Annotated in this window: 13 protein-coding genes and 2 pseudogenes; 10 read left to right on the top strand and 5 right to left on the bottom strand. The window is 57.2% G+C overall.

From position 1 onward, the window contains the following. Nucleotides 1-343: 343 nt before the first annotated feature. On the bottom strand, nt 344-622 hold the full coding sequence (locus HU735_RS10020; RefSeq protein ID WP_186713350.1) for a hypothetical protein: 279 nt from the start codon (nt 620-622) through the stop codon (nt 344-346). A 482-nt stretch (nt 623-1,104) separates the two neighbouring features. Between HU735_RS10020 and HU735_RS10015 the strand changes: the two genes are divergently transcribed. Both HU735_RS10015 and HU735_RS10010 read left to right on the top strand, forming a co-directional pair. Continuing rightward, a complete protein-coding gene (locus tag HU735_RS10015; RefSeq protein ID WP_186713349.1) occupies nt 1,105-1,800 on the top strand; it encodes a hypothetical protein in 696 nt (231 codons plus the stop codon). After that, on the top strand, nt 1,791-2,759 hold the full coding sequence (locus tag HU735_RS10010) for a hypothetical protein (RefSeq protein ID WP_186713348.1): 969 nt from the start codon (nt 1,791-1,793) through the stop codon (nt 2,757-2,759). Before HU735_RS10015 ends, HU735_RS10010 begins: the two co-directional genes overlap by 10 nt. Nucleotides 2,760-2,934: 175 nt before the next feature. Here HU735_RS10010 and HU735_RS27055 read toward each other — a convergent pair whose 3' ends face one another. Next, entirely contained in the window at nt 2,935-3,135 is a 201-nt protein-coding gene (locus tag HU735_RS27055; protein ID WP_238349784.1) for a hypothetical protein, read from the bottom strand. A gap of 634 nt (nt 3,136-3,769) precedes the next feature. Between HU735_RS27055 and HU735_RS10005 the strand changes: the two genes are divergently transcribed. Then, nucleotides 3,770-3,982, top strand: coding sequence for a hypothetical protein (locus tag HU735_RS10005; protein WP_186713347.1), 213 nt, complete (start codon nt 3,770-3,772; stop codon nt 3,980-3,982). 326 nt (nt 3,983-4,308) lie between these two features. Next, nucleotides 4,309-10,935 carry a DUF3320 domain-containing protein gene (locus HU735_RS10000; protein WP_186713346.1) on the top strand — a complete coding sequence of 2,209 codons (6,627 nt, stop codon included), beginning with the start codon at nt 4,309-4,311 and terminating at the stop codon, nt 10,933-10,935. Nucleotides 10,936-11,552: 617 nt separating this feature from the next. On the opposite strand, the pseudogene HU735_RS09995 reads toward HU735_RS10000, so the two are convergent. Further along, a pseudogene (locus tag HU735_RS09995) lies at nt 11,553-11,699 on the bottom strand (IS3 family transposase); the annotation flags it as partial. 7 nt (nt 11,700-11,706) lie between these two features. Here HU735_RS09995 and HU735_RS09990 point away from each other — a divergent pair. Continuing rightward, nucleotides 11,707-11,856, top strand: a pseudogene (locus tag HU735_RS09990) (AraC family transcriptional regulator); the annotation flags it as partial. 9 nt (nt 11,857-11,865) lie between these two features. On the opposite strand, the gene HU735_RS09985 reads toward HU735_RS09990, so the two are convergent. Continuing rightward, nucleotides 11,866-13,299, bottom strand: a complete 1,434-nt coding sequence (locus HU735_RS09985) for a hypothetical protein (RefSeq protein ID WP_186713345.1) — start codon at nt 13,297-13,299, stop codon at nt 11,866-11,868. A gap of 200 nt (nt 13,300-13,499) precedes the next feature. Here HU735_RS09985 and HU735_RS09980 point away from each other — a divergent pair, with 200 nt between their 5' ends. Continuing rightward, nucleotides 13,500-13,841, top strand: a complete 342-nt coding sequence (locus HU735_RS09980; RefSeq protein WP_186713344.1) for a hypothetical protein — start codon at nt 13,500-13,502, stop codon at nt 13,839-13,841. A 154-nt stretch (nt 13,842-13,995) separates the two neighbouring features. On the opposite strand, the gene HU735_RS09975 is transcribed toward HU735_RS09980, so the two are convergent. Then, on the bottom strand, nt 13,996-14,733 hold the full coding sequence (locus HU735_RS09975) for a hypothetical protein (RefSeq protein ID WP_186713343.1): 738 nt from the start codon (nt 14,731-14,733) through the stop codon (nt 13,996-13,998). A 321-nt stretch (nt 14,734-15,054) separates the two neighbouring features. On the opposite strand from HU735_RS09975, the gene HU735_RS09970 reads away from it, so the two are divergent. The 4 genes from HU735_RS09970 to HU735_RS09955 all read left to right on the top strand — a co-directional run bounded on the left by HU735_RS09970 (nt 15,055) and on the right by HU735_RS09955 (nt 16,918). Continuing rightward, complete coding sequence (locus HU735_RS09970; protein ID WP_186713342.1) at nt 15,055-15,345, top strand: c-type cytochrome; 291 nt, start codon at nt 15,055-15,057, stop codon at nt 15,343-15,345. Between the two features lie 56 nt (nt 15,346-15,401). Further along, nucleotides 15,402-15,548: a hypothetical protein gene (locus HU735_RS09965; RefSeq protein ID WP_186713341.1), complete on the top strand. Its 147-nt coding sequence runs from the start codon at nt 15,402-15,404 to the stop codon at nt 15,546-15,548. A gap of 107 nt (nt 15,549-15,655) precedes the next feature. Continuing rightward, nucleotides 15,656-16,489, top strand: a complete 834-nt coding sequence (locus HU735_RS09960) for a phytanoyl-CoA dioxygenase family protein (protein ID WP_186713340.1) — start codon at nt 15,656-15,658, stop codon at nt 16,487-16,489. A gap of 12 nt (nt 16,490-16,501) precedes the next feature. Continuing rightward, entirely contained in the window at nt 16,502-16,918 is a 417-nt protein-coding gene (locus HU735_RS09955; RefSeq protein WP_186713339.1) for a RidA family protein, read from the top strand. Nucleotides 16,919-16,994 lie beyond the last annotated feature (76 nt).

The raw sequence follows: 16,994 nt of genomic DNA, 5'->3' as shown, positions 1-16,994 counted from the left end.
GTTGGCCACGTGACATCACACGGGAGTCCCTATGGACGATCACTCATCATCAGTGCGACTTGTACGCCTAAGGCGACATGGCCAACGTAGGCTTGACAGCGTCACGGCGCAGTTGAAAGCTGAATTCGCCTGGCGTGCGCGTGAACGGTTGCGGGCTTACATGTCTCGATTTACTGAGTCCGCTTTCGAGAAGTCACAGCATCCCAAGACCTTCCTTGCGCATCATGGTATATCGGGCACCACCCCAATCCGTTGCATGACTATCACAGTCTACTGTATCGATAGGGCGCAACTGCGCGCATTGGACACAGTCCTTAGCGAGGCAGGTCAGCCTGACCCCGATTCATCCCTGCACAGTTTCAGGAAGCGCATCCTCGCGTTTTTCCGGATCATCCTTGCGCACATAATCCAACTTCAAGCCCGTGCTCTTCGGGCTGTACTCACTGTTCCTCTCTTCCTTGATGGCCCAGAGATGAGCGGTTTCAAGCATCGCCTCCGCTAAGCCCTTTCGAATATCTGCGAACAAAAAATTTTCGTCGAAACCACATCGAAAGGCATCAGTATGCCCATCAAAAAGCCCTGCACCTGCGGTGCGCGCTCGAATAAGCGCTGCCCTATACATCCGTCTCTACCTCGCCTACGCTTCTATCATCGCCTCGGACACCCCCTTCAACCGCTCAAGATCGAGAAATGGTGGGTGCGTCTAAAAACCATTCTAGGGATTCTGAATGTGGGAAGCAGGCTTCTTCAGATAGTACACTCCATCATTAGTTGGTGGGATTGAGCCCCCTCGACCTGTACCTGTTGCAGCGGTCTTCGCTGCAGCGGGTGCATCTGCCGGCGCGGCTTTACTGAAGTAGATCAAACCGTTTGAGCGCAGAGGGGCCAACTTGACCCCACTGAAAACACGCGCAAACCCGCTTCCTGACTGGGAGGGCCAATAGAGCCCAAATCCACCACATCCTTACTTAGGCAAACACGTCGCACAGTGATGGCGTTGAGCCGTTATTCATGCGAGACAGTGTCACGACTACCCGCTAGAATCACGCCAATCATGCTGATAGCGGCTGACACCATAAGCTGAGCAAAGCTAAGGGGAAATACATGGAGTTTGTGGTTCCACGTTCGCGGCACCTGCCGGATCTGTTGGCGAACGCCTCATCCGCTGACTTGAACGTCCTGGCTGATCTTATCACCGATAATGGGAACGGTAGGGTGGCTCTGGACAGTAAAGTCAAAACTACAATCCTCGCTCGCCAGGCAAAGGGAACGCTGCAGTCCATCCCTGATGTCCTAGACGCGGAGATCCGCGCATTCGGAAGCAACAGCATCGCGACTCTGTTCAGATCTGAGGGCGTGAGCTATCTCGAATTGGCGACTGATGCTGCCAAGAAGCTCGATGGTAAATTGTCCGAGAGCTTAGACATTTTCGAGATCGAGAAAGTAGTGGTCTGCCAGGCTGTAGAAAAATACGCAGGAGTGAAAGGAATCGGGGACTATGCCACTGCATTGGGTTATGTCGCGCAGGTGGTCAAAGGTTTGATTTCAGTCGCTGGTACCGCATCTGGCATTGCGGCTACAGGAGGCGCGGCAGGCATCGCAGGCGCTATTGGTGGTCGTTTGTTGTCGATGGCAGTACCACCGCTCGCTGTGGCTGCCGCTGGCGCAACGATCTTCCAGGCGGCATCTCCCGCGTTTCGCATCACCGTTCCGGCGGTTCTTCAGATCGCTAAAATTCGTCAGGCTAGGTACGAGTACGATTTCGCTATCTACACGGAGAAACTGCGCGCATGTATGTAAATACTGATGCACTGCTGCGTTCGCTACCCGATATCCCCGATGTCATGGAAAAGCTCCAAAGTGGAGCTTATCGGCTATGGGGTGGGGTTGTTCGGCACGCCGCAGGTACCGAGAAGGCTGGTCAAATTGTCGGGCACCTTCTGTTCCCTGGTGATAGCCAGCAAACTCAACAGCGCCTCCAGCAGCTGCAGTCCACCCTCGAAAAAGGGCTCGGCACGCTCCAGGACGGCATGGGGCAATTGCAGCAAAGCATGGGCGTTCTGCAGGGCCTGCAGTCGGCTAACCTTGTTATGTCAGGGCTTAATCTCGCGGTTACAGCCGCAGGATTCGTAATTGTCTGCAACAAGCTCAACAGGATCAGCGACCAGATACAGTCTCAATCTGAGAAGATCGAGCAGACCTATGCGCTGGCCAAAGAGGTGCACGATCACAACATTCTGAATGATGAGGCTCAGTTCCGTTCGCTCATCCTCGCTGCGAAGCAGTTCTGTGAGCAGGGGGATGTCCAACACCTCGGAGGACTCATCGCACCGTTCCATAAGGAGTATCAGCTCACCAAGCTGGTGCTTGAGAAACACGCGTCATTTGCTGCGAGCAGTGTGGTGCGCCTACCACAAATTTCGCTGCTACAAGATCGCCTGGTCAACTTGGGGCTAACCCTTTCGTACGTCCAGATGCGCACAGGTGCGGTCAAGTACAGCCGGGAATCTATGGTGCAGCTTGAGTCCGACATCAAGGGGCTGAATGCCCAGCGCATCGAGAACCTGACCAGCGACCGCAGTACCGCCTCGACGATCAAGCACGATCAGTTCACGCACATAACCAATTTTCTGCAGCAGGGGAAGCAGATGCTACCCGCGCTGAGTTATCAGGCTGATGTGATCGAACTTGAAGCTCGCCATCCAGGCCTGCTTCAGCAAGCGTCCGAGTCCAAGGAAATTCTGTTGCTGGCTGCTTGAGAACTCATCGTCCGGGATGCCATTTGTAGGTTCGCACGCTCAGCTCACACACTCGAATCGCCTCATGCTTGCCAGGCGATTCGAGGGTAGCGCTCCATCGAGCTTTATGCGCGCATCAGTCAGATGCTGTACAGACTTGGAACTGCGAGTACAGGAGAAAGACCAGCAGATTCGCTCACTGGAATAGAAGCACGCGCTCACTCGTGATGCCCTGGAGCATTACCGCGGCGCCATTAAGGAGCAGCGCGAGCAAGACCCGCTGCGCCACAAAACTCACCAGATTCAGAATACTTTGAAGCGGCTGCAAGGGGATCTGAGTCTGGCGAACATGACTGCCGCCAGGGCAGAGGGCGCGAAAGAGATGCTCCAGGAGCATCTGACACTATTTCGTGTACACATCAAGTTCTGAGCGCTACAGGTGATCGACTCAGGAGGTCACCTCCCATAATACTTAATTTAACAAGTGGGCGATGTCAAATGTTCATAAGCCACTCACGGGCCGGAGATTACTGACTCAAAGTCCTCGAAACGAATGCGGCCGTTCATCGATTGATGTTTATAAAAGTAGCTTTATTGGCCTCAGTGCAAGACAAAGAGGTGCCTACGAAGCTCAGGGCGATTCAGAACCTGTTCCGCAAGTATCTCGGTATCGCCGATTGATGCATTCAAATTGAAGGGCGAGTCCTTGATCAGCAACCTGGCTGATCGAGGAGATTTTGTCACCAGCACGATTTAACCAAGCCGCAGAGTGTGGCTATAAAATCGCTACTGAGCCTGATCGAACAGCGCCGCGGTGGCCTTGAGCACTAACGCTGTTGAGGCGATGAAGCGGTGCTACGAAGCGTAGGTCTTCCACAGGAGGTCATTTTTATGCTAATGATGGCACTGCGCCACTGTTCGATGTGCAAGCTGCGCCTCAAAATGTCTATTTGCAGCCAAGCTAGGCCAGCCTCCAACCACTTTGCGCAGAACTTACCAGACCGTTTCCTCTGCTTTGAAAAGGAGTTTTTATGAGTACTGAAAATATTGAGATGCTTCTGGAGCGACTTGTCGCTATCAATGAAGAGGTTTCACAAAAGCTAGATGATATAAAATATGATTTATCAGAAATAAAAAATGAGCTGAACTGGGTTGGTGAACATTCCTATGCAAAAGTTGTGTATGACGGCTTGAATAACATTGAGATGAGATTGATGGGTATTGAATCCAATACATCTAGCTAATAGTTCGCTGGAATGTTTTAGGTGGCTGGCCTTCCTTGAACTAGTCAGTCTTGATGTGGCTTTTTGCAGTTTTGTGCCACTTTTGAAAAACCTTTGATACTAATTTTTTACCCCCGATAGAGCTGATAGGTCTGTGGCAAGTCAGGATGCATCTGCGCTTTGCTGCAGATCGCTGCTTAGCTGAACAGATTAAGCATCAGCGAACGACCAAAGGATCATTACGTCTGAAGCAGGAAGCGCTATCATCCCGCCATCAGCTCAAGAGGATCCCTTCGCGGCCGGTCAGTCCGGCACTCCCTTGAGCATCACAACAAGGAAGGTTGCGCATGGACGACATCGTTCAGCCCCCCGCTGCTCAAGAAGAAATCCCACCTAAAGAAGTCAAGATCCTTGCCACTCTTGTGGCGAAGCTGAACCTTGCCGACTTCCAGAACGCCATTCCCGTAATTCGCGAACTTCGTATAGCGAACGAGACCGAAGACCGTTTCGTTAATGCGACCCTGACATTGACCTCAGAACCTGAGGTGTTCAAGGCCAAGGTGTGGCGGATCGACGAGATTGGGGCAGATAGCTTCCGGATCATTCCTGGTCTTGATCTGGTCTTGGACGGCCCGTTGCTTAGTCGTCTGACCGAAGCTGAGCTGTCGACATTCACCTTCGTGCTTGAGGCGGACGACAAGGAAGCCGAGAGCGGCAGAAAGGAGGTCTCCCGTTTTGAGCAAGTCGTAGACCTTCTGCCCCGAAATCAGTGGGGTGGGTTGCGGCATATTCCTGACATGACGGCTGCCTTCGTGCAGCCGAATGATCCGGCAGTTGAACGACTCTTGAAGCAGACGGCTGAGTTGCTTCGCCAAAGTGAACTGTGCTCATCGCTGGATGGTTACGAGGGTGGCGCGAAGCGAGCTTGGCAGCTGGCGTCTGCGGTCTGGAGCGCCGTCGCACGGATGAAGCTCGACTATGCATTGCCGCCGGCAAGTTTTGAACAGTCAGGTCAAAAGGTGCGAAGCCCAAGCCAGATTGCCGATACTGGTTTGGCAACCTGCATGGATCTTACCCTGCTATTCTGCGCTGCCCTGGAGCAAATCGGGCTGAACCCAGTCATCGTGTTCACCCGCGGTCACGCTTTCGCGGGGTTGTGGATGAAGCCTGAGGAGTTCACTACTGCCCTTGTCGATGATGTGACGGCGGTACGCAAGCGGGTGAAGCTGCGGGAACTGGTTCTATTTGAAACGACGCTCAGTACGCAGAATCCTGTCCCAACCTTCTCTTACGCAGTCGAGAGAGGTGAGAAGCAGATTGCCGAAGACGCGGACAGCGAATTTGAAATGCTGCTCGACATTCGCCGGGCTCGACTGCAACGGATCAAGCCACTCGCAAGTGCTGAGGCTCAGATCGCACGGATTGCTGATGAGGTTCCGGTGGGCTCTCCGACGCTCCTGGTCGAGGACGGGGCTGGAATCCCTGATGAGATCCACGAGGTAGTGGTCGAAGACCTTTCCAAGCTCGACCCAGCAGACCGACTTGGCCGGTGGCAGCGCAAACTCCTGGATCTCTCGCTTCGAAACAACCTCTTGAACTTCAAGACAGGCAAGCGGGCGCTGAAGCTGGAGTCCCTAGATCCAGGAGCCCTCGAGGACGTATTGGCCAGTGGTCAGTCGCTGAAGCTGCTCACCCGCCCAGACCTCATGGATGGTGCTGATCCGCGGGAGCGCGCTCTGTATGAGCAACGTGAGCGTGAGGATGTTCGTCGCCGGCATGCCGAGGATGCCCTCAATCGCAGAGAGGTCTTTGTTGCGCTGACATCCAACGAGATGGACGTTCGACTCACCGAACTGTACCGAGGTGCTCGCACAGCGCTGCAGGAAGGCGGCTCCAATACGCTCTTCTTGGCCATTGGCTTCCTGAGTTGGACACGCGAGGACAGAGCAGGGCAGAAGTACAAGGCGCCATTGGTTTTGATACCGGTTACGCTGGAGCGCAAGAGCGCTCGCTCCGGATTTACCATGGTGCTTCACGATGATGAGCCGCGCTTCAACCCCACCCTGATTGAGATGCTTCGACAGGATTTCGAATTGGGCTTGGGGTCGCTGGAGCACGAATTGCCTCGGGACGATTCTGGCCTTGATATCGCCGGTATTTGGAACAAGGTTGGCCATGCCATCAAGGACATCCCAGGTTGGGAGTTGAGCGAAGACGTCGTGCTGTCGATGTTCTCGTTTGCCAAATACCTCATGTGGAAGGATCTGGCCGAGAACGCTGAGCACCTGCGGCAGAGCCCAGTCGTTCAGCACCTTCTGGATACCCCACGCGATTCGTTCGTTTCGGATACACCGTTCCCAGAGGCGCAATCGCTGGATCGCGACTACGGCCCGACAGACGTTTTCTGCCCGCTGCCGTCTGACTCATCTCAGTTGGCTGCAGTGATGGCTGCAGCCAAGGGCAAAGACTTTGTGCTCATCGGCCCACCCGGTACTGGCAAGAGCCAGACGATTTCCAACATGATCGCCCAGTCGATTGCCCAAGGGCGTCGCGTGCTGTTCGTCTCGGAGAAGATCGCCGCGCTGGATGTCGTGTACCGTCGCTTGCGTGAGATTGGCTTGGGTGAGTTCTGCCTCGAGTTGCACTCAAGCAAGGCTCGGAAAACTGATGTGCTGGCCCAGCTGCAGTCCGCTTGGGAGGCAAAAGGGCAGGTCGATTCCGCTGCATGGGAGGTTGAGGCTCAGCGTCTCGCAACGCTGCGCGACAGCCTGAACATTTACGTCGAGCGACTGCACCGGCGCCATCGCAACGGTTACACCATCTACGATGCGATTGGCACGGTCACTTCGGGTGTCGATGAAGCTGTTGCCCCTGTTGGCTGGGCGTCACCTGACACGCATGACCACAAGGCCATGCTTGAGCTTCGTGAATTGGGCGATCGCCTCGAAGTGAACGCGCAGGCTGTGGGCTACAGCCTGCTTGCTGGTAATGCGTTGTCCGCAGTTGGTCAAGCGGAATGGTCACCTCATTGGCAACAACAGTTCGTGCAGGCGGCTCGTGATGTGTTGCCTGCCGTCTTGGATGTCCAGTGTGCGGCTGATCGGTTCGTTGAGTTGGCTGGGCTCCCAGTTTCGGAATACACCCCGGGTGCACTGGAGGGGCTGTCAGTCCTTTCCCAGGCACTACCCGCGGCAGCAGGACAGGATTGGCGCTTCGCGTTGCGGCCTGAAGCCCGCTCCATTTCTCAACGGCTGAGCGATGGCTGTGCGTGGGTTGAACAACATCGAGAGCTAAACGCTAAGCTTTCGCCGCTCTGGACCTCTCGCGTTGTGGCGGATGCTAAGCAGGGTATTGACCTGCTGCAGCAACGTCGCACCATATTCGGTGAGCTCAGCCCGGCCTGGCCGGAAAGTGTCACCGATGTGCTTGCTCAGGCGGTGGCACTGCTTAGCCAAATAGTAGAGCTCAAGCAGCAGCTCAGTGCGACCTATGGCGATACGATCGAATCGCTCGACATCGATCTGTTGCTGAGAGAGTGGAAGGAGGCTGAGGAATCGTTCTGGCCAAAGTCCTGGTTCGGTAAGCGTCGTATCGCAGGTTTGCTAGCCCCGACTCAAACCACTGCAGGCGAGGCCGATCACGGTAAGGATTTAGCCACCTGGGCAGAAATACGTGCCGTGCGCCGCGCTATTGGTGAGCTTGAGCCAGGGCACGAGTGCGTTGCCGTTTGGCAAGGTTCTAAGTCTGACGCTGAGAAGCTTTCGACGTCGATCAAACTTCAAGAGGCCATTCGGCTCCAGCAATCAGACTCGGACTGGATCGATGATGGGCTCCAGTTGGTCGAGCAAGGCCAGCTGGGTGATGCATTGAAGGAAGAACTGCGACGGCTTCGCACGCTGACTCGCCTTGATAGCGATATGGCTGCCTTGTCCGACCTTGGCTCGAGCACTCAGCAGCTTTGGTGCGGCAAGGACACTAACATTGAACTCCTTACTGCAGCGCTGCGCTTCCAGGCTGAGCGTCGGGATATCGAAGAACGTGGTCGCCTTGTTGATGATCACCCAGAAGTGCAGGAGGGCCGCTGTGGAGCCTTGCTGAAAGGTGACTTCGATCTGTTGAAGGAGCGGGCAGCGGTTGAACGTGATTTGTCCGACCTGGCTGACCTGCGAGAACTGGTAGCGGTCTGGAGTGACCTGAAGACCAAGCTTGAGATTGCACGTCAGGCTGTGGTGTTCCAAGGGCAGGTAGCAACTGCTGTTGCGAAGCTCGCGCTGAACCCGGAGCAGATTGCAGCTTACAAGGCTCCCCTTCAAACGCTCTTGGGCGATGGCAACGCTTTGCTAGAGCCTGAAGGTGCGATAGCTCTCGCAGGCGTTGGCCTGCGTGAAAAGCTTGCGTTGTTGCAGGAGCGTTCATCGCATCTGACTTCGATCGGTCACTTCACCGAGGCCGGTGCTGATGAGACCTCACACCTTTCGTTGAATGACCTCAAGAAAAATTGCGAAACCGTAGTTTCGTCCGAGGCGCGACTCAAGGCATGGTGTGCCTGGAGGAAGGTGCGCGATGAGGCCTTCGCCGTTGGCCTCGCCCCAATTGTCCAGACCATGGAAAGCGGAGCCATCACCTCCGGAAAAGTCCGCCGCGTCTTCGAGGTGAATTATGCTCGCTGGTGGCTGAATACCACTGTCGATAACGAGGAAGTGATCCGGACATTTGTCAGCGTTGAGCATGAACAGCGTATTCGCGATTTCCGAGCGCTGGATGACAAGTTCACCGAGCTGACGAAGGACTGGCTCCGTGCTCGGCTGTGTGCTGACCTGCCAAGTCAGGACAGCGTGAGCCGCTCTTCAGAGTGGGGCTTGCTGCGTCATGAGATGGGCAAGAAAACCAAGCATATTCCATTGCGTGAGTTGATGACCCGGGCACCAGAAGCCCTCACCAAGCTGACGCCTTGCTTGCTGATGAGCCCGCTCTCGATTGCCCAATACCTGCCGCCAGCCTCAACCCCGTTCGACCTCGTCATCTTCGATGAGGCCTCTCAGATTCCGGTCTGGGATGCAATTGGTGCGATGGCGCGAGGAAAGCAGGTCGTGATGGTAGGTGACCCGAAACAGCTGCCGCCGACCTCTTTCTTTGACCGGGCTGAGTCCACTGCTGATGATGAGGATGTCGAAGCGGATCTCGAGAGCATCCTGGATGAATGCATCAGCGCGAACCTGCCGATGCGCAACCTGAACTGGCATTATCGCAGCCGTCACGAGAGCCTGATCGCGTTCTCCAACCAGCGTTACTACGGCTCGAAGTTGGTGACGTTCCCTTCGCCATTCACGGCTGATAAGGCTGTGAGGCTGTGTCCAGTTGCTGGTGTTTACGACAAGGGCGGCTCACGTACCAACCTGATTGAAGCAAGAGCCCTAGTTGCTGACCTTGTTGCTCGCCTTCAGTCGCCGGCCTTCCGTGAGAGCCGTCATACTGTGGGAGTGGTCACGTTCAACGGTGAGCAGCAGAAGCTCATCATGGACATGCTCGATGAGGCATGCCGGAGGGATCCGTCGCTCGACTCTTACTTCGCTGAGTCTGAGCTCGAACCTGTGTTCGTGAAGAACCTGGAAAGTGTCCAGGGCGACGAGCGGGACATCATCTATTTCTCGACCACCTACGGAAAAGACGCTGCCGGCGTGATGTCTATGAACTTCGGCCCGATGAACCGTCCGGGTGGCGAGCGCCGACTGAACGTTGCAATTACGCGTGCTCGCCAAGAACTGGTGCTGTTCTCGACCCTCCGCCCAGAGCACATTGACCTTGCTCGGACGCAAGCCGTCGGGGTGCGTGACCTGAAGCATTTCCTCGAATTTGCTGAACGTGGGCCGCAGGCCTTGGCTGAAGCTAATTTCGGTAGTGTGGGTGGATTCGATAGCCCATTTGAAGAGGCAGTCGCTGCTGCCTTGGCCAAGAAGGGTTGGCAGATCCATGCCCAGATTGGTGTCTCTTCCTTCCGAGTAGACTTGGGGGTTGTGCACCCTGATGCTCCAGGGCGCTTCCTAGCCGGTGTCGAGTGCGATGGGGCTACCTATCACCGCAGTGCGACTGCGCGTGATCGCGACAAGCTGCGTGAGTTTGTGCTGCGTGGACTTGGCTGGGAGATCGTTAGGATCTGGTCGACCGACTGGTGGGTTGATGCCGTGGGAACCGCAGAAAAGGTGCATCAACGTCTCACCGAACTGCTTGCCGAATCGAGGGCCAAGCAGGCGGTCATCGATGCTGCCCATGAGGCTGAGCGCCTAAAAGTCGATGCTGCCATGGCTGAAGTCATTGAGGTTGTGGATCAGGTTGCTGTTGTAGCTTCGACTTCAGCTGCCGGAGCCAATGATCCGTCTGGCGCAATGCCAGAGTTGAAATACGCCAGAGCTGCCGCGGCTCAAACAGCAGAAGATACCGTGATTCCTTATGTGCCAGTAGAGCACCTGGTTTACAAGGAAGCAGACCCTGCCGAGGCTGTGAAGGCGGTTGATCCAGACAGATTCTTCGAAGCGAGCTACACGGCTACCTTGGAACAGATGATTGCCCATGTGGTGGCAGAGGAGGGGCCTGTGCTCGATATGGCGCTTGCGCGGCGTATCGCGCGTGCTCATGGCTGGGTCAGAACGGGCTCGCGCATTCGTGATCGCGTCGATCAAATAGCGCGGGCACGATTCCGATCTCATGAAGAGGAGCAGGCAGGAACATTCTTCTGGCCGACTCATCTCGAGTCGGATATGAACGTTGTCTTTCGTAGGCCGGGTGATGACGATGCCATTCGGCCACTTGCTGAAATCTGCTTGCCCGAACTAGGTGCCTTAGTAGATGAAATGACCAAGCATGGTCACGTAGGAGAGGGGCTGGTTTACGCAGTAGCCAAGGAAGCCGGGGTCGGTAAGCTTGCCCACGCGGGCCGTCAGCGTATCGAAAAAGCGATAAAGCGGATCGCAGAGTGATACTCGATAGGGCGCATACCAGCGCCCCTTATCGATTCAGGGTGTAGCACTGTTGCTTCGAATTGTGCCGCGCCTGTGTACACACGAAGGCTAATTTGCAGTGGCAGAACAGGTCAGCAGCGAGATCGTATGCTGCTGACCTGTAAACCGTCATTTGCCGCGCGGTTTGCCAGCATCGCTCCGTTTATCGCGGACTTGACCGTCCTTGTTGCGAGACCGTGGTTGTTCACCACCGCCAGGCTTTGGAACGTTCACGTTGGGGTTGAGAGGGCGACGATCTGTCATACGGAATCTCCTTCATCCAGCAATGTGAGATACAAGAGGTTTTCAGTAAATCGCGAGCCACGCAGAAAGGTTTTCACACATCATATGGTGGTTTTCCTTGCTGCAAGACACAACATAATGCGCTCAGCTGGTGTTCGCAAGTGTTTTGGATCCCTTTTAATGTCTAAATTTTTACGCCCGTGCAGTGTGCCGACTGTTCGACGGCATATGCTAATGTGCCATCACGCATTCGGTATGGAGCATCGTGATGGGTTGGAAAGGGACTGTAAGATCGCTGCAGGCATCAGCCAGACGAGCTGAGCGCAACGCTCATCGTCGGCAGCGTGTAGTGGTCAACTCATCCCGGACACGGTTTTGAGTTTTTCTTCAGCTTTCGCCGGAGCCAGTCCATCGTTGAACTGATGAGGTCGGATCCAGTTGTAGTGGCCCATCAGGTATTGGCCAATGTCTCGTTGAGCTTGCTGCCCGGTCAATATGCCTGGTGCCATCGCGCTGGTGGCCCAAGGGGCCAAGCAGATGTGGGCGGGCGGCGAGGGTTTCCCCTACGACACGGGGCGTTTTCTGGTGACGTCGCTGGACCTGCCGGCCAACGCCGAAGTCACCCTGTCCAGCCCGGAGCAGCCTTGCCTGGGCCTGCGCGCGACATCAGGGCCTTGCGGGAGCGGGCGCTGGCGTCCTGACGCCGGGCGAGGGCGCCGCTACCTCACTGAACACCACCCCCATCTCGGTCAGCAACTCGGCGCGGGTGGCGGCCGAAGAGTCGCGGTAACCGCTCAGGTCACGGTATGCCGTCAGCGCCTGGGTTGTGGCCAGGTCCCTTGTCCCTTGGCGCCATAGCCACGGCAGCAACTGCAACCGTGCCTTGATCCGGTCAGAGGGGCGGTCGGCCGGCAGATGGTCGATCATGGCCACCGCTTGGGGCAGCAGTGCTGGCTCGGGCTGTTTCAGGCCCGCTTGCTGGGCCAGGTCCAGAAGCTTGACCAGGGTGCTGATGTCTTCAAGGCTGCGCGGCGTGCCGGCGGCGGGCTCCAGGGCCTGGAATGCCTGCCGGTAGCTGGCGCTGAAGTCCTGGTGGGCTTGCCACTGCAGTTGAGCCACCTGCTGCCAGGCGCTGGCCTGTTCCAGCGCAGATTGCTTGATCGGGCGTTCGGCGAAATAGCGCGCGGTGGGCAGGTCATTACGCTCGCTGGCATCCTTGATGAGCTTTGGCCACAGGCGGGCGCCGTAATGGATGTTGCCGTCCTGGGGCGCGGCGGAGAGCAGCGCATAGGCTTGGTTCGGGGCGCCAGTGATAGCCAGGCGGGTCATGTTCAGATAGGGCGTCAAGGGCTCTGGCAGCGAGGCTCTGCCGGCCTTGAGCGCCAGCAGGTTGAGCTGGCTGAGGACGTAGCCTTTGCGCGAGTCGCGCAGTTGACCGGTGGCCTCGATCCCTTGGTCGACAAAACCCAAAGTCTGGGTCTTGTCGCCCATTTTCAAGGCCAGCTCGGCCAGGCCGAGCCAGTTGAAGGCGGCATTTTCCCGCTCGCGCGCAAGGGCCTGGGTCACCGGGCTGATCATCCAACTGCGGGTATGTTGCGGGCTGCGCTGCATCGCGTAGATCATCCGGTCGTAACTGTCGAGTTTGTGCGCATACTCCAGCGCCAAAGCAAGCAACGCACGGGCCTGAGTCTCGTCGCCCGCGCCGCAGTAGTGCAGTGCCAGCCACATGAAGGCCCCGGTGCTGGCAGTGTTGTCGCGCTCGGCCTGTTGCCGGGCAATGTCCAGCGCCTGACCCAGCAACGCTTCACGGCGCGCCGCGCTTACCTGTGGCAGCTCTGCCACTTCCACCAGCCGATAGGGCTGCGAGCCAGCATAAAGACCGGCGATGGTCTTGAGGGCGTCATCGACAAAACCGGCCCTGGCCTGGACCAGCGGTAGTGATGAATCGATATTTTTCTCCTGGCCGGCCTCAAGCAGGACGGCACGGGCCGCCTGATGCCAGTCGTGGCGGGCGATAAGGGTCTCGGCATTGCTGGCATGGGCAAGCAGTGGCAGGCAGGTGAGCAGCAGGGTGGTCAGCGTCCGTGCGAGGGTGTTCAACAGCGGGTCTCCGAAGGTTTAACGAGTAGGGTGGCAGGCTAGGTTTCGTACGTAAAGTGCCTGCGCTAGGCCATGCTGCGTTACATCACCAATACCCACGTAGTCGTACCAGGTGATCGTTCGGGGACGCGATCAGAGCATCCCTAAAAAATTATTCTTTTTAAGGTTTTACTTTTTTAGGGAGAGGCAATACGGCGTTTATGGCGCTGGAATGGCAGACGGCCTACAGCGCCTGGAAAGATCGTCCGGTGGGCGAGCTGATCGATTTCTTCGGGGTGCCCAGGCAGATCATGGTGGTGCCGGAAGAAGATCTGGTGGTGCTCAGATACGTGCGCGACAGCAGCTATGTCACGCGTGAAGCCGCGGGTACTTACAAAGGGCCGCAGAACGGGCAGATTGTGCACACGGAATACTGGGAAGATGTGCAGCACTCAGGCAGCTGTCAGATCGATGTGTTCATCAACAGAGCGCGGCTGGTGCAGAAGGTACGCACGAAAGGACGCTGTGCAGTTGTCGAGATGGCGCCGGCAGCTCGAGCGTGATGGCAGGCATGAACCACAGGTGATCGACTCAGCAGGCCACCTCCCGTAATACGCAATTTAACATAATATACATTATGCGTAGATTCGTATTGAGCCTCATGCCCAGAGGGAGGCCAGATTTCAGCCTCCATCAAAGCCTCGTCTCCAATCCAGCTCACTGGAACGTCAATTCCTTCGGCACCCCATAGCGACTGCCGTCGTAATCCAGGTTGAACGTCTTCGTCGTTGAACTGCTCTCGATCTCTTCACAGTCATCAACGCCTTTCACAACGCTCTGGCTTCCGGTCGTGATCTCGGTAACCCGCAACCTGCTGAAACCATCCTTGCCAGGTTTGCCAATCGCCAGTGTGCGTTTTGTCTCGCCGAACTCACCGGCGCAGGCACCATCCCATTCGCCGTTGCCTTTGCTTACAACCAGGTCTCCCATGACCTGGCGCAATTGCGAACCGTCGTTCACATAGAGACTCAGGGTCTCGCTGCTGAACGGATTGACCCGCGACGAGCCTGTGTGACGAATGCGCACGCCAAATGCCCGCACCCCAGGCGCAACCTGATAACGCGCCGTGTCCAGTGTCAGGCCTGAAAACTGCACCGCATCGGAGACGATCGCAGCCTCCTGGTAGCTGTGGGCAATGACCTTGCCGCTGGCGGCATCAGCCACCAAAACATCCAGGCCGTAATCGCCTTGCCCGTATTCATCGACGTTCACCATCAACGGCAAGGCTGCCAGGACCTGGCTGGCGTCTGCTGGATTGACCTTGCAGACGGCAAATTCGCTTGCGAGCTTCAATGCTGGGTGCAGGTCCTGCGCCCAGGTTTGCAGGTGCTGCGTGCAGTCGCCCCAGGCGATCAAGGGCGCAAACAACAGCGGTATTACAGTGAGTCCACGCATGGAGATGTCTCATTCCTTTGATGGTTTTTCAGAGTATGTGAACTGGGCGCAAACTTCACATGATCGGCAGGCTCCTGCAACACGTCTGTGTGCCCTGCCCGACTACTGATAACCAATAATTATAACTCAACTAAATATTCATTTAGTTGAGTTATATAAACAGCCCGCCCTCGGTACGCCTGCACTAGCAAGCTTCGCCAAGCTCTCCACTATTGGTTCTGCCTGCCCACACCTCCCCCAGTGCACTTCTGTCCTCTTGCAGGCGGGTCTCGGCTGAATTAGCACAACTACCGTTATAATAACAATACCGAGACCAAACCCATGAAAAGACTCCTCCCGGCATTCCTCCTCCTGGCGCTCGCTCCCCTCGGCCACGCCGCACAGGATCCCCAGGCGGTATTCGCGCGCAGTTGCCAGATGTGCCACAACGGACAGTTGCCGATGGCCCCCAAGAAAGGCGATCCGCAGGCGTGGAAGCCCCGCCTGGCCCAAGGCAAGGAGGTATTGGTCAAACATGTCACCGAGGGTTTCAACGCCATGCCGCCCCGCGGACTGTGCATGGATTGCAGCGCCGAAGACTACGCGGCGGTGATCGACTGGATGTCCAGGTAAACCGACTCGTCCATAACGCCAATCAACACCGGGCCTACCCGGTGCTGGAGCCTGCCATGCGTCAAATACTGCTCCTTGGCCTGGTCGCCTGCATGGTGGTCGGAATTGTCTGCGCGCTGGATGCAACCACGCTGATCGGGCCTCTGCATCCCTGGCCAGTTGGATTGATTTCCGGGGTCGGCGAGTTGTTTCAATCGCCTTGAGCTGGGCCTCATGACACGGTTTAAAATAATGATAACGGTAGTTGTGTTAAATTGGTTCACGCACTAGCCTTACCCAGACCTGCACACCCCACATCAGGAGCACACTGATGCAAGACTCGCTGAGCAAGGCGTTTCATCAAGATGGTGCGGTACTGGTCAAAGGCCTGCTGACCCCAGAGCAGCTGGCTCGCTGCCGCGAAGCCTTCGACTGGGCGGTGGCCAATCACGGCCCCCACGCCACCCGCATGTTCGCCGGCACCACCCAGCAATCCCATGTCGACAACGCCAACCCCAAGGCCAAGGACAAACTGGAAGCGCTGGTGGCCTCGCTGCCGTTCGGCGAGCTGTTCGCGCGAGTCTGGGGCTCGCGCCAGGTCTGGTACTTTGCCGAAGAAGTGTTCCTCAAGGCCGGTGGCCATGGCGCGCGCACGCTGTGGCACCAGGACACCTCCTACCTGCCCTGGGCTGGCAACCACTGGGGCAATGCCTGGGTGAGCTTCGACGCGGTGCCCAAGCAGAACGCGCTGGAAATCATCCGTGGCTCGCACCGTGGGCCACGTTATGACGGCACCACCTTCGCCGCCCCTGACGACCCTACCCAGCCGCTGCATGGCAACGGTGCCCTGCCCCGCCTACCGGATATCGAGGCCGAGCGCATGCGCAACCCACAGGCCTACGACATCCTGTCCTGGGCCACCGAACCCGGCGACGTGGTGCTGCTGCACCCCGGCTCCCTGCACGGTGGCGCAGCAGTGGATCCGGCGTTTCCCAGCCGGCGCACCTTCGTGTTCCGCTTTTTCGGCGACGACGCCACCTTCAGTCCACTGCCGGCAAAAAGCGCTGCGCGTTACCCCCGGCAAGGCGTGCTGTTCACCGAGGAGCTCGGGCACCTGGTGGCGGGCGATGCGTTTCGTCATCCGACCTTTCGCCAACTGATCTGAGAGGCAGCGCCCATGAATACGCATAATCTGAAGCGTCAGCCGATCAATCCGCCGCACACCCAGGTGTTCTACGACACCTTCCATTTTGCCCAGGCCACCCGCGTCGGTGACCTGATCTGGGTCTCCGGCCAGGTGGGCCTGGACAGCGACATGCAGCCTGCTAACGGCATCGAGGCCCAATCAAGGTCGGCGTTCCAGGCACTGGAGCGGGTGCTCGAGCATGCCGGGGCCCGGCTCTCGGACGTCGTCGAACTGACCACCTACCATACTCGGCTGCAGGCCGAAATCGCGGCGTTTGCACAGGTCAAGGACACCTACTTCCCCGCACCCTACCCTTCCTGGACTGCCGTCGGCGTGACCGAGCTGGCCCTCCCCGGGCTGTGTGTCGAGATCCGTGCGGTTGCCGTGGCGGGGTGCGGCGCAAGCTGACCAGCCCCTGCCCTTAGCGGTCAGGATGATGTATTTTCGCAACATGCCTCTGCCGCGCCGTTGACGCCGGCAGGGG

Source organism: Pseudomonas sp. BW16M2 (genome assembly GCF_014268865.1).
Lineage (GTDB): Bacteria > Pseudomonadota > Gammaproteobacteria > Pseudomonadales > Pseudomonadaceae > Aquipseudomonas > Aquipseudomonas peradeniyensis.
The sequence above is the reverse complement of the archived record's forward strand: the minus strand, read 5'-3'. Positions and strand labels throughout refer to the sequence as shown.

Bases quoted from the DNA above. Each gene is read 5' to 3' on its own strand.
- HU735_RS10020 (WP_186713350.1), bottom strand. From the start codon at position 622: ATGTATAGGGCAGCGCTTATTCGAGCGCGCACCGCAGGTGCAGGGCTT.
- HU735_RS10015 (WP_186713349.1), top strand. From the start codon at position 1,105: ATGGAGTTTGTGGTTCCACGTTCGCGGCACCTGCCGGATCTGTTGGCG.
- HU735_RS10010 (WP_186713348.1), top strand. From the start codon at position 1,791: ATGTATGTAAATACTGATGCACTGCTGCGTTCGCTACCCGATATCCCC.
- HU735_RS27055 (WP_238349784.1), bottom strand. From the start codon at position 3,135: ATGCTCCTGGAGCATCTCTTTCGCGCCCTCTGCCCTGGCGGCAGTCAT.
- HU735_RS10005 (WP_186713347.1), top strand. From the start codon at position 3,770: ATGAGTACTGAAAATATTGAGATGCTTCTGGAGCGACTTGTCGCTATC.
- HU735_RS10000 (WP_186713346.1), top strand. From the start codon at position 4,309: ATGGACGACATCGTTCAGCCCCCCGCTGCTCAAGAAGAAATCCCACCT.
- HU735_RS09980 (WP_186713344.1), top strand. From the start codon at position 13,500: ATGGCGCTGGAATGGCAGACGGCCTACAGCGCCTGGAAAGATCGTCCG.
- HU735_RS09975 (WP_186713343.1), bottom strand. From the start codon at position 14,733: ATGCGTGGACTCACTGTAATACCGCTGTTGTTTGCGCCCTTGATCGCC.
- HU735_RS09970 (WP_186713342.1), top strand. From the start codon at position 15,055: ATGAAAAGACTCCTCCCGGCATTCCTCCTCCTGGCGCTCGCTCCCCTC.
- HU735_RS09965 (WP_186713341.1), top strand. From the start codon at position 15,402: ATGCGTCAAATACTGCTCCTTGGCCTGGTCGCCTGCATGGTGGTCGGA.
- HU735_RS09960 (WP_186713340.1), top strand. From the start codon at position 15,656: ATGCAAGACTCGCTGAGCAAGGCGTTTCATCAAGATGGTGCGGTACTG.
- HU735_RS09955 (WP_186713339.1), top strand. From the start codon at position 16,502: ATGAATACGCATAATCTGAAGCGTCAGCCGATCAATCCGCCGCACACC.